This is a genomic window from Oliverpabstia sp. (assembly GCF_022785585.1).
GTDB classification, from domain to species: Bacteria; Bacillota; Clostridia; order Lachnospirales; family Lachnospiraceae; genus Oliverpabstia; species Oliverpabstia intestinalis.
This window is the reverse complement of the sequence record NZ_JALFPR010000091.1, coordinates 1-12,697: the sequence shown is the minus strand read 5'-3', so window position 1 is coordinate 12,697 and position 12,697 is coordinate 1. Positions and strand designations below refer to the sequence as shown.

9 protein-coding genes and 1 riboswitch are annotated in these 12,697 nt (G+C 44.3%); of the genes, 1 reads left to right on the top strand and 8 read right to left on the bottom strand.

All coding sequences use genetic code 11. The features are described 5' to 3' along the window. On the top strand, positions 1-310 hold a 310-nt coding region (locus tag MSA64_RS06370; protein WP_287891028.1), incomplete at its 5' end, for a formate--tetrahydrofolate ligase. A 312-nt stretch (positions 311-622) separates the two neighbouring features. Here MSA64_RS06370 and MSA64_RS06365 read toward each other — a convergent pair. The 8 genes from MSA64_RS06365 to MSA64_RS06330 form a co-directional block, all read right to left on the bottom strand. After that, the gene (locus tag MSA64_RS06365) at positions 623-1,609 is read right to left on the bottom strand and encodes an ABC transporter ATP-binding protein (RefSeq protein WP_154431613.1); all 987 of its coding nucleotides are present in this window, start codon (positions 1,607-1,609) and stop codon (positions 623-625) included. Further along, positions 1,602-2,582, bottom strand: coding sequence for an ABC transporter ATP-binding protein (locus MSA64_RS06360; RefSeq protein ID WP_154431612.1), 981 nt, complete (start codon positions 2,580-2,582; stop codon positions 1,602-1,604). The genes MSA64_RS06365 and MSA64_RS06360 overlap by 8 nt, the downstream gene beginning before the upstream one ends. 5 nt (positions 2,583-2,587) lie before the next feature. Beyond that, complete coding sequence (locus tag MSA64_RS06355) at positions 2,588-3,424, bottom strand: ABC transporter permease (RefSeq protein ID WP_022172706.1); 837 nt, start codon at positions 3,422-3,424, stop codon at positions 2,588-2,590. Positions 3,425-3,442: 18 nt separating this feature from the next. After that, a complete protein-coding gene (locus MSA64_RS06350; RefSeq protein WP_277663583.1) occupies positions 3,443-4,441 on the bottom strand; it encodes an ABC transporter permease in 999 nt (332 codons plus the stop codon). A 149-nt stretch (positions 4,442-4,590) separates the two neighbouring features. Next, positions 4,591-6,588, bottom strand: coding sequence for an ABC transporter substrate-binding protein (locus MSA64_RS06345; protein ID WP_287891025.1), 1,998 nt, complete (start codon positions 6,586-6,588; stop codon positions 4,591-4,593). 447 nt (positions 6,589-7,035) lie between these two features. Beyond that, a complete protein-coding gene (locus MSA64_RS06340) occupies positions 7,036-8,388 on the bottom strand; it encodes an alanine/glycine:cation symporter family protein (RefSeq protein WP_287891024.1) in 1,353 nt (450 codons plus the stop codon). 254 nt (positions 8,389-8,642) lie between these two features. After that, positions 8,643-8,737: riboswitch (glycine riboswitch) on the bottom strand. A 205-nt stretch (positions 8,738-8,942) separates the two neighbouring features. Then, positions 8,943-10,463 (bottom strand): UDP-glucose--hexose-1-phosphate uridylyltransferase, encoded by a 1,521-nt coding sequence (galT, locus tag MSA64_RS06335; protein WP_154431608.1) that lies wholly within the window; start codon positions 10,461-10,463, stop codon positions 8,943-8,945. Further along, positions 10,460-12,499, bottom strand: coding sequence for a beta-galactosidase (locus MSA64_RS06330; protein ID WP_277663579.1), 2,040 nt, complete (start codon positions 12,497-12,499; stop codon positions 10,460-10,462). Before MSA64_RS06330 ends, galT begins: the two co-directional genes overlap by 4 nt. Between the last annotated feature and the right edge of the window lie 198 nt (positions 12,500-12,697).

Here is a 12,697-nt window from a genome sequence, read left to right as displayed (position 1 = left end):
AGTATACGGCGGAAAACGTGTAGTACTGACAGCAAATGCCCAGAAACAGGCAAAACAGCTGGAAGACCTTGGATTCGGCAACTGCCCGATCTGCGTAGCCAAGACACAGTACAGCCTGACAGATGACCAGACCAAACTGGGAGCACCGACAGACTTTGAAGTTACTGTAAGAAATCTGAAGATTTCCGCAGGTGCAGGCTTTATCGTAGCTCTGACCGGTGAGATCATGACTATGCCTGGACTGCCAAAAGTACCGGCTGCTGAGAAGATCGACGTAGACGAGACAGGAAAGATCACAGGTCTGTTCTAACCTTCCGAACATTCGAACTTTTTGAAATAATCTGAGATCATAAAACTCCCTGGGATTCCCCAAATATCGGAATCCTCGGGAGTTTTTTATTATCAATTTCCTACTCCATCATATGTCAAATCCTGTTATCTGCCTTTTCCCATGATAAATTGTTGCTAAAACTAAAACAGCCCTAGAGCGTGCCTTGGAGCATCCTCGCGGAGCGTTTTTTACTTTACAGGAAGGCAATTTCCCGTAAAGCAAAAGGCTGTCGCCTCCGGAACTCTCACAAGTTCCGGAGGCGACAGCCTTTTTATGCTTTACAAGCTTATCTTACGCTTCTTTTGTCTGCTGACACAGAGGGTGACAGCAAAGTACCATACGGCCATTGCCCATATCTTTTGCATCCGGGCGTTTCTGACGACATTCATCGGTTGCGTACGGACAACGAGGAGCGAACTTACAGTATTCCACTGCATATTCTTTTCCTTCCATATCCGGCATGGCAATTTCTTTCTCCCATTTGTCTCCGACACGGGGTACAGAACTCATCAGAAGTTCGGTGTAAGGATGTGCCGGATTGTCCATGATCTGTTTTGCCGGTCCGTATTCGATCAGGCAGCCACGATACAAGGTTGCGATATAATCGGATACATAGTATGCAGTCGACAGGTCATGAGTAATATAAATAAATGAGATTTTATATTTGTCACGCAGCTCTTTAAAGAGGTTTACGATGTTCATCTTCATAGATGCATCGATTGCCGCAACAGGCTCATCTGCGATGATCAGTTTCGGACGGGTAATCAGGGCTCTCGCGATAGATACACGCTGCAGCTCTCCACCTGAGAACTGAGTCGCATATTTTCCTTTTACGACTGCCAGAGACATACCAACACTCTTTAATGCTTCATCAACAACTTTATCTGCTTCTGCTCTGTTCTTTGCGATGCCAAGACGAAGAGCAGTGTTATACAGGTAAGTATCTACGGTCTTTCTTGCGGAGAAAGATTCGTATGGATTCTGAAAGATCGGCTGTACATCCAGTTTGAACTGTTTTGGATCATAGCTTTTTTTATCTGCATAAGATTTTCCATCCATAACGATGTCACCCATATCCGGGTTATGAAGACGAAGAATCATCTTACATAAAGTAGATTTACCACAACCGGACTCTCCTACGATAGACAGGATTACCGGTTTATCATTATCGATAGATAAAGAAACATTATCTACAGCCACCAGCTTTTTACCACGCAGCATACCACCTACACGGAAAATCTTGCTGACGCCTTTTACTTCCAATAATTTATCAGCCATTCGTCTTCACCTCCTCTTCTAATAAGTGACACGCAGCGAAACGACCCGGTCTTATTTCCCGGAATTTCGGGACTTCACTGCGGCACCGATCCGTAGCATGCGGACAACGAGGTGCAAAACGACATCCTGGCGGCGGATTCTTCAGTGCCGGCGGACGTCCTGCGATACCAACTCGCTGTACATCCTCACCTACACGCGGAAGAGCATCTACCAACATCTTTGTATACGGATGAATCGGATCATTGAAAATATCTTCTGTCTTACCGAGCTCTGCAATACTACCGGAATACATGATCGCCATACGGTCTGTGATCTGATAATGAACACCCATATCATGACTTACAATGATCATTGTATTCTTTAACTGTTTCTGCAGACGCATCAGCATCATAAGAATACCCTTCTGTACAACTACGTCCAGAGCGGTTGTCGGCTCATCGGCCAGAACAACACCCGGAGACATAAAGGTTGCCAGTGCAATGATCGCACGCTGTCTCATACCACCGGACAGCTGGAATGGAAATGACTCCAGAACATCCGGGGAAAGATTCAGTTCTTTCAGATAATCAGCAACTCTTGCCAGAGTTTCCTCCGGTTTTTCATTCTTTTTCTGGTCCTTTGGAATAGAATCCAGAAACTGTGTTTTCAGACGAACGATCGGGTTCAGAACACTCTGTGCAGCCTGTGGCACATATGCGATATTGTTCCACCAGGTGTCACGAATCTTTCCAGATTCGAATGAATATTTCTTTCCGTCTTTTTCACCTTCCAGAACAACACGCCCCTGATCGATCACCAACGGATAGTCAACAATATCATAAAGAGTGTTCAGCAGGGTGGTTTTACCACATCCGGACTCGCCTGCGATGCCGAAGATCTCATTGTCTTTAATCTCAAAGTTAATGTCCTTGAGTACGTGTATATCACCGTCTATTGTCTTATAAGACGTTGACAAATTCTCGATTTTCAGCATACTTATCACCTGCCTCTCTTCTTAGCCTGATAATCGTTGTAACCTGTAATCAACATGAACAGGCCAACAAATAAGATAACGGTTGCAACAATCGGAGAACCGATCCAGAGCCATCTCTTAGCAAGGACTGCATTGTATCCTCTTGCCCACTGAATCATGTTACCAAGAGAAACCAGGTTTCCCGGTGACAGACCCAGAACGGCCAAACTGGATTCTGAACCAATTGCACTCAGTGTTGCATTCATAAAGTTGGAAAGTGACCAGGACAGTGCGAACGGGAGAATCTCCGTTACAACGATCTGTAAGGTACTTTCACCGGAGAAACGTGCTGTGTGAATAAAGTCACGCTCTTTGATTGTCAGAGCCATGGAACGGATCTGACGGCTTGGCCATGCCCAGGCGAACATTGCAAGAACAAGTGCCATAACAATTACAGTAGAGCTTCCTTTCATCAGGGAAGTCATCATGATCAGAATCGGCAGAGACGGGATTACTACGAAAGTATCCGTGATAATCATCAGCACTCTGTCCAATGCGCCGCCTGCAAAACCTGCAAGCAGACCAACCAGAACACCCACAACAGTACCAATAGTAGCTACGATCAGACCAATCATCAAAGAATTGTGAATGGCTTCGATCAGCAGCCATACAATATCCTGTCCCATACTGGTAGTTCCAAGCCAATGTTCAGCAGAAACTCCCAGATTATTCGGGTATGTATTATAGGTAAACGGATTTGTATGTGGGATAAAATATACTACGAACCCAATGATCAGGAAAAAGCAAGTAGAAATCAAGCCTGCTTTTAAACGAAAATTGGCTGTTTTCCAAAATTTCTTCATGTCTGTCCCTCCCTCTTATCAGCCGTACCGGATTCGCGGATCGATGAACGGGTAGATCAGGTCCACAATTAAAGTTGCTGAAGCAATCGCTACGATGGAAATCGTAATACAGCCAAGGATCATATTATAATCCGACTGCAGGATTGCGGCCTGAATCAGAGAACCGACTCCAGGGTATCCGAAAATAATCTCGGTCATGATGGAACCACCGAAGACACCACCAAGGCTCATTGCCAGTGCTGTGATCTGGGTCAGAATGGAGTTACGCATTACATAGTTTTTGCCGATAGCGAACTCGGAAAGTCCACGGAAACGGGCATAACGTACATAATCTTCTTCTGCTGTGGTGCTCGCCAGAGATTTCATGGAGATGATCCACCATCCGGTACCAAGTAACAGCAGTGAGATTCCCGGAAGGATAGAAGCCTTGACCACAGAAGCGATCCAAGGACCAAATCCACCTTTAGTATTGATAACTGCCTGCAACGGGAACCATTTTAATATAAATGCAAATACAATCTGTAAGATCAACGCTACCAGGAAGTAAGGAATCGGGTAAATAAAAATTGCAATTGCTTCCAGAATCTTGGATGAAGTTTTATTTTTCCGAAATCCTGCCAGAAGACCGATCAGGTTACCAATGATCCACGCAATAAACGTGGATGTCAGACAGAGCATCAACGTATATGGCAGATATCGTCCAATGATCTTTCCTACCGGTTCCGGATAACTCATCAGTGACGGACCAAAGTCAAAATGCAGCAGACCATGCCACAGGAAATATCCATACTGTTGCAGCAGCGAGCCATCAAGTCCAAACTGCACACGCAGGCTGCTACGAAGGGCTTCCATCTCGGCTGGATCCATGTTACCGGAACGTGACTGAATCTGTGCGATCATGTTTTCAACAGGATCTGACGGAAACATACGTGGAATGAAGAAGATAAAGGTAACACCGATCAGGATAGTCAGCGCCCAGGCAAGCACTCGCTGCAGAAAGAATTTTTTAAATTTCATACACAGCACTCCTTTACTACTATTTCTACACAAAAGGGACGGATCGTAAGCTTTTCTTACAACTCCGTCCCTTCTGATATTTCAGCAAATAACTCTGTCAGTTTTTGCTGTTTTCATCATTTTATTACTGTTCCTAAAGACTTAAAGGATTAAGCCTGTGTAGCAGTGATGTTTGGAAGCATGTATTTGAAGCAGCTCCACCACCACCATGGACCATTGTACGGGTTGTCCGCATTCGGATAACCTTCCCAGTAAGTTGAGTTGGTCGGAACGAATTTTGTACCAGAGAGGAAGTTGATTTCCGGCATATCTGTTACACATTCCTTAAGGAATTCAGTATGCAGTTCGTAAGATCTATCACTTTCCGGATCAGTATTAGCAAGTTCGTGAAGTATCTCTGTAACTTTTTCGTTATTCCAACGAAGTCCCTGACCAGAACCAGTTTCGCCTAAAGGTTTGATCAGATCACCATCAAATCCGCTGATTGCAGAGTAGAAGTCTTTCAGGATACCACCGGATGGCCAGTAACCAGCGATCTGGTAGTTACCCTTTCCACCGTCTACATCCCATGTTGCGGAAGATTTGGATGCGATTGAACACTGGAAACCGAATTTTGTCAGCTGGTTGTAAGCTGCCTGTACACCACGTGCTTCCTGGAACTCAGTATCTGCCAGATAGCTCATTTCAAAGGTGAAAGGTTTGCCTTCATAATTCCATACACCATTTACTTTTTCAAGACCGGCTTTTTCAAGCAGTTTTGTAGCTGCTTCTTCATCATGTTTCCACCAGCCTGCACCAAACATGGTAATCAGTTCTTCATCTGTTCCTTCGATGCCCAGAGAATCAGCCATACGTTTTGCATAACCGGTATCATAAGGTTTGAAGGTTGTACCATCGCCAAGATCCAGTTCGAAGTTTTCCAGCCAATCCTGCATTGGGATTGTGTAGGTTTCCTGCAGGAACTGTGTATTGTTCATTAACGGGATCGGAGCCGCACGTCCTGCTCCGGAGAACGTGTTCATGGAGATCTCATCAATATTAAGTGCTAAGCAGATACCCCAACGGAAGTCTGCATTGTCATACGGTGCGCCCTGACCATGTGAGAATACAATTCCTTTTGCACCCGGATCGTCTGGGTTTGCATATGGGAAATCATTGTACCAGCAGTTAATTTTGTCGTTAGAAGCTTTCATGGTTTCAAACTCTTCCAGTGTTACTTCACACAGCAGGTCAACTTCGTTATTGATCATAGCCATCTGTTTTGTGGTAGAGTCTGCGAATGTACGGAACCATACGTATTTCGGTGGTGTAGCATTTTCAGCGTACTCATACTGAGTGGATCCTGCAACACCAAGTGTGCTGTCCTTCCAGTCATCACGCAGTTCATACAGCACCCAGTCACCTAACTTATCGTAATCTTTCACGGTGTAAGGACCTGCCACTACAGGATCTTCATCCTTGAATGTAGTAACATCGGACTGTTTTGAATAAATATGTTCCGGAACGATACGGTAATCAGTTCCCCATACAGTGATACCATATCTCTGTACGAAACGTGGGAATGATTCTTTCATCTTAAACAGAACTGTGTAATCGTCTACTTTTTCTACTGAATCAATGTACAGGTTTGTTGCTGCACTGGCACCGATTCCGTCATTTTCTTTAATCATATTGAAAGTGAAGACAACGTCATCCGCTGTTACATCTTCACCATCGGACCATTTGATACCCTGACGAACTTTTACTGTCCACTCGGTAAAATCATCATTGGACTCAGGCATGCCATCAGCAATCTCGCCCCACTGTTCACCACTTGCGGTATCCATTTCCCACAGATGAGCACTCATCAGCTGATGAATACCGAATCCCATCTGGGTACCTGTCATGTAGCTATTAAACTGACCAGGTACATCTGTTGGGGACTGACACTCAACGATCAGTGTCTCGGAACGAGGAGTTCCTACTTCTGTAGTAATACCTTCAGATGCTGCTGTTCCGCTTCCGCCTGAACTGTCATCTGTAGAAGTTGTTCCACTGGAATCCGTAGATCCGCCGGAACTGGAATCACTTCCGCCACCGCCACAGCCGGCTAACATACCAACTGCAAGCGTAGCTGCTGTTAAAACTGCAACTATTTTTCTTTTCATCTCTTTCCCTCCCTTTAGGTCTTGAAAATAACTCAGACAACATCATATTCGTCAATCTTCCGTTGTCTCTATATAAATTTTCCTTCTGCCCATACTACTTTTTTCAGAAAAACTCTGCTGGCGCCTACCGTATGAACACGAACGAAAATCTACATTCCTTCACAATTTTTCTTAATATTGTGTTTCGTCATAATAACTACGGAATCTTTTGTTTCGCTCACGACATTATATAGTTTGTCATCCCACCGTCATGAACATTTTGCACAATACTTTTCACTTTTTCTCGTTGTTTCCGGTGATTTTGGCGTATTGTTTAAATGTTGTTTCGTCATGTTTATATATTATACCATTGTTTTATAAAAATCAAGTACAATTTAACCAATTTCAAAAAAATCCGCTTTGGTTTCTTTCCCCAAAGCGGATTTTTCTGTTTTTGTCTATATTCCATTATTTCTCTTTGCTATTTTCGCTCTTTTTCGTCAATTTGCGAACAATCGCCAGACATCCAAGAAGTGCAATCAGGTTTGGAAGCACCATTAAACCATTGAACATATCTGCCATATCCCATACCAGATCTACTTTCAATGTGGATCCGATGATTACGCAGATCACAACGATCACTGCATAAACTTTTACTGCACCATTTCCGAACAAATGCCGAACATTCACTTCACCGAAATAATACCATCCGACAATTGTAGTAAAGGCAAAGAACAGCATACACAATGCAATAAAGATATTTCCAAAGTTACCGAATCCTACGTTGAATGCACTCTGTGCCAGTTCAGAACCTGTCTGTCCGTTACCAAGTACTCCGGTGGACAGGATAACCAGAGCTGTCAGTGTCAGAATAATAAATGTATCGATAAATACACCCATCATTGCGATGATTCCCTGATCACACGGATCCTTAACCTCCGCTGTTGCATGTGCATGTGGTGTGGAACCCATACCTGCTTCGTTGGAGAAAAGTCCTCTCGCAACACCGAAACGCATCGCTTTCTGAACCGTTACACCAAGTGCACCGCCTGCGATTGCCTTTGGTGCAAAAGCACCCACAAAAATATCTTTAAATGCAGTTCCAACCCCCGGAAGATGCATCACCAGGATCACAAGGCAGCCGATGATGTATAACAGCGCCATGATCGGAACGATTTTTTCTGTGAAGCTTGCGATTCTCTTGATACCGCCAATGAAGATGATGCCGGCAATCACTGCCACACAGATTCCCACTGCCAGTTTCGGTACATGGAATGCATTGTTAAATGCTGCACCGATAGAGTTGGACTGTACCATATTTCCCATAAATCCCAGGGCCAGAATGATAGCTACAGAAAAGAAACCTGCCAGAAATTTTCCAAATCTGCCCTTGAATACGTATTTTATATAATATACCGGGCCTCCTACATAGTGTCCGTTTTCCAGTTTTCTTGTATGCTGTGCCATAACAGCTTCCGCATAGATGGTAGCCATTCCGAAGAATGCACTGACCCACATCCAGAAGATGGAACCCGGCCCTCCGGATGCAATCGCTGTTGCTGCTCCGGCGATATTACCGGTTCCTACCTGGGCGGCAATCGCTGTTGTCAGAGCCTGAAAAGAACTGAGACCATTTTCTCCTTTCCCGCCATGCAGCGAAAAATTACCAAACAATGCTTTCATTCCGGCACCAAACTTTCGTATCTGAATAAATTTCAGGCTGAACGAGTAAATGATACCGGCTCCCAGAAGCAGGATCAGCAGTGCATAATCCCACAGAAACGTATTGACACACTCAACTACTTTTGTAACAAATTCCATGTTTTTTCTTCTCCCTCACTTTTTCTTACGTTTCAAGCCAATACCAAAGAATGCGTCAGGGCATATCCTTGCAGAGCGTTTTTTATTCACCTGAAACCAGTACAGCGTTTCCGACAAAAAAGGTCCCGGGGAAATCCCCGGGACCTGATACTTCCATAACTGTTCTGCGCCTTTGCAGGTTCTGTTCAGAATTGTTATTCATTATCCACTCGAAACACAAAAAACAACTGCGACATGCCGCTTTTCTTTTTTGTATCTTTCACACTGTCCTTTTGCCTGAGAGATTCGCAGATCACAGATCTGCTTTCACCTTCGGCACCCATCTTTGGGATTCTCCAGAGGGCCATCCGGTTACAGTCCCGTCCGTTTTTCACGGACACCTGAGAGTATTATTCCTTCGGCGGGCTTTCGCCTGCTTTCCTGCAACCTTCTATTGGCTCGATATGTAGTTTCGTTAATGCTTTTATTATAAGGAGCCGGATTGCTGTTGTCAACCCGGCTCTTTATTTTTATAACACTTTACCAAAGTATTATATAAAAATCGTTATTTTCTTTTACAGACTGTCAATAAATCTCATGAATGCAGTTCTGCCTTCTTCTGTGCATTTGTACACTCCTGCATGCTCCAGCACCTTCTTGAATACAATGCCGATCTCTTTTTTCAGAATCTCTTCCACATTTTCTGCTGTGAAAGTATATTTTTCTTTCAGTTCATCTACCCAGTCGGCATGTTTTTCCAGAACTTCATCTTTTCTCAGATCTTCGCCTGCCACAATGGCTTTGCACAGACCTTCAAGTTCACCTTTCAGACGTGCCGGAAGCACTGCCAGGCCCATAACTTCGATCAGACCGATGTTTTCTTTCTTGATATGGTGCAGTTCCGCATGCGGATGATAAACACCCAGCGGATGTTCTTCGGTCGTAATATTATTCCTCAAAACCAGATCCATCTCATACATATCACCACGTTTTCTTGCGATCGGGGTGATGGTATTGTGTGGTTCTCCGTCGGTTTCCGCGAAGATAAATGCTGCCTCGTCAGTGTATCCTCTCCACTTTAACAGGATCTTGTCTGCCAGTTCGATCAGACGCTCCGTGTCCGGACCGCTTATACGGATGACGGACATCGGCCATTTTACGATGCCTGCTTTGACGTCTTCGAATCCCGGGATCACTACTTCTTTTTCCACCGGTGCTTTCGCCATGGCAAATTCATAATGTCCACCCTGGAAATGATCGTGGCTCAGGATCGATCCTCCTACGATCGGCAGATCCGCATTGGATCCAACAAAGTAGTGCGGGAACTGTTTTACAAAGTCAAACAATTTTGCGAAGGTTGCACGTTCGATCTTCATCGGTACATGCTGAGAATTGAATACGATACAATGCTCGTTATAATATACATAAGGAGAATACTGGAATCCCCACTCACTGTTGTTGATGGTTACCGGTATGATTCTGTGGTTCTGTCTTGCCGGATGGTTCAGTCGTCCTGCGTAGCCTTCGTTTTCCATGCAAAGCAGACATTTTGGATATGATGTCTGTTTAGCCAGCTTTGCTGCTGCGATGGCTTTCGGATCTTTTTCCGGTTTGGACAAGTTGATGGTAATATCCAGATCACCGTATTCTGTCGGTGCTACCCATTTCATGTCTTTTGCGATACGGTAACGACGGATATAATCGGTATCCTGACTGAATTTGTAATGTGCATCGGTAGCCTTTACCGGATCTTCTTTATACAATTCCCAGAAGCGACGGATCACATTGCTTGGACGGTCTACCAAAAGACTCATAACTTTTGTGTCAAACAGGTCGCGATAACCCACACTGTTTTCTTCCATCAGACCATGTTCATATGCATAGTCACAGATATCTCCCAGAATGCTTTCCAGTTCACCTGCCACACTCTGATCTGCTCCGTCAGACTCCAGAATCTGTTTTACATATTCTTCATCGATTGCATCCATCTGCAGTAATTCCAGAATTTTATTCGTAGTATAACGTTTGTCTTCCTTTTCTACCAGACCGGTTGCCAGTCCATACTGTACCAGTTTTACAATGCTCTCTTGAATCATTCCTTTTCTCCTGCCTTTCCTTTTAATACCACGGTGCCGAACCGATCTATAGTGCCATCATATTTTCCAAACCATACCGGATACTGTTCTACAGGCAACTTGACTTCTACCGGCTGACGGTTGAAGTTTTGTACAAATACATAATCTGTATCCTGATTCCGGCGCACACTTACTTCCACGCCTTCCGGGATGTGAGCAACTACACGTTTTACGCCTGCTTCTTTTGCAATCTTACGATAAACTTCATCATAAAATCCCTGTTCAAAGTCTGCACAGACATGGTATGCTTTTCCTTTTCCGAAAAGGTTCACGGTAAGTGCCGGCATACCGGCATAAAAATCGGTTTCGTAGGTCATCAGAGGCTGTGCAGTAGAAGTCTTAACCAGTTCACAAAGATGATTACAGGTATAGGTTTTCGTCAGGCACAACTCATTTCCCCTCACCGGTACTCCTCTATTATATTCCCCATCGTACAAACCGTCAATCTCTGTACTGCGAAGTCCCATCACATCCATCAGTCCATGGGGAGTTCCCTCCAGGAAACACAGATCGGTACTGTCTACGATACCGGACCAGTAAGTCAGGATAAAGGTTCCACCATTTTCTACGTATTTACGAACCTTCTCTTCAAATCCTGCCCTGAACATATAAAGCATAGGTGCTGCTACTACTTTATAACCATCCAGATCCTGCTCCATATCGATCATATCCACATTCAGTCCCTGTTTGCGGAATGCGTAATAGGATTTTTCCACAGTTTCCTTATAGAACAGTCCTTTATTTCTTGGTCCCTGGGCGTCTTCCATTGCCCAGCGGTTCTCCCAGTCATATACCACAGCCACCTGTGCCGGGTTCTTCGCTCCGGTAACTTCCTGAAGTTTTTCCAGACTTTCTCCTACTTCCGTTACCTCCTTAAATACTCTGGTATCATCCTTGCCATAATGATCTATCACTGCACCATGGAACTTTTCAGAGGAACCCTGGCTCTGTCGAAGCTGGAAATACATAATACTGTCGGATCCGTGGGCAACAGCCTGCATGGAAGCTGCATGAAGCATTCCCGGTTTCTTTAATTTGCTTACGGACTGCCAGTTGGTTGCCGACGGACAGTTCTCCATCAACAAAAATGGTTTTTTCTGAATGCTTCGCATGATATCATGCTGCATGCCATTATCCATGGCTGTCAGGTATTCTTCTTTCTTGTGCCACTGTGGATAATTATCCCAGGATACAAAATCTACTACATCAGCAAATTTGTGATAATTTAATCCCTGGAAATCATACATCATATTGATGGTGGTTGGTTTGTCGGATCCTGCATCCCTAAGAGCCTGGATCTCCCATTTTACAAAATCTACAGTCTGATCGGTCACAAACCGTTTCCAGTCCAGGTTCAGACCGTGAAGAGAGCTGTCTCCTCTTGGGGAAGGACTGTCTACCTGATCAAAATCGTTATACCGGTGACTCCAGAATGTGGTTGCCCATGCCCGGTTCATCTTATCTGCTGTCTGATATTTGTCTTTCAGCCAGTTTTTAAAGGCTGCCTGACACAACGGGCAATGACACTCTCCTCCATATTCATTGGAAATATGCCAGGCGATCACGCCCGGATGGTCTTTGAATTTTTCCGCCAGTTTTGTATTCATAATTCTTGTCTTTTCTCTGTATACCGGAGATGTATAGCAGTGATTATGTCTTTCTCCGTACAGATTTCTGTGACGACTGGCGTCTACACGAAGTACCTCCGGATACTTCTGTGCCATCCATCTTGGTCTTGCTCCGGTCGGGGTTGCCAGAATTGTTGAAATGCCATTTTCATACAGACGATCTATAATCTTTTCCATCCATTCAAAATGGAACTCTCCCTCTACCGGTTCGAGTACTGCCCAGGAAAATATACCCAGGGATACTTCATTGATTTTCGCTTTTTTAAAATATTCGATGTCTTTTTCCAGAATCTCCGGGCTGTGAAGCCACTGTTCCGGATTGTAATCTCCACCATGGAGCATTTTTCCAAAATTTACTTCTCTTGCCATAAGTTCTTCTCCTGTCTTATCAAAAAAGCCTTTCTCCTTTCACATCAAGGAGAAAGGCTTTTCCTTTCGTAACTGTTCAGTGCCTTCACAGTTACGAACAAAAATGCATTTGAACGATAAAAACACGCTTTGCGAGTTTTTATCGTTATCGCGGCACTCCTCAAGGTTCCGTGCAAGCACGGACTTTGACTCGTTGCT

Coding starts and splice junctions, on each gene's coding strand:
- MSA64_RS06360 (WP_154431612.1), bottom strand. CDS start 2,582: ATGCTGAAAATCGAGAATTTGTCAACGTCTTATAAGACAATAGACGGT.
- MSA64_RS06350 (WP_277663583.1), bottom strand. CDS start 4,441: ATGAAATTTAAAAAATTCTTTCTGCAGCGAGTGCTTGCCTGGGCGCTG.
- MSA64_RS06355 (WP_022172706.1), bottom strand. CDS start 3,424: ATGAAGAAATTTTGGAAAACAGCCAATTTTCGTTTAAAAGCAGGCTTG.
- MSA64_RS06340 (WP_287891024.1), bottom strand. CDS start 8,388: ATGGAATTTGTTACAAAAGTAGTTGAGTGTGTCAATACGTTTCTGTGG.
- galT (WP_154431608.1), bottom strand. CDS start 10,463: ATGATTCAAGAGAGCATTGTAAAACTGGTACAGTATGGACTGGCAACC.
- MSA64_RS06365 (WP_154431613.1), bottom strand. CDS start 1,609: ATGGCTGATAAATTATTGGAAGTAAAAGGCGTCAGCAAGATTTTCCGT.
- MSA64_RS06345 (WP_287891025.1), bottom strand. CDS start 6,588: ATGAAAAGAAAAATAGTTGCAGTTTTAACAGCAGCTACGCTTGCAGTT.
- MSA64_RS06330 (WP_277663579.1), bottom strand. CDS start 12,499: ATGGCAAGAGAAGTAAATTTTGGAAAAATGCTCCATGGTGGAGATTAC.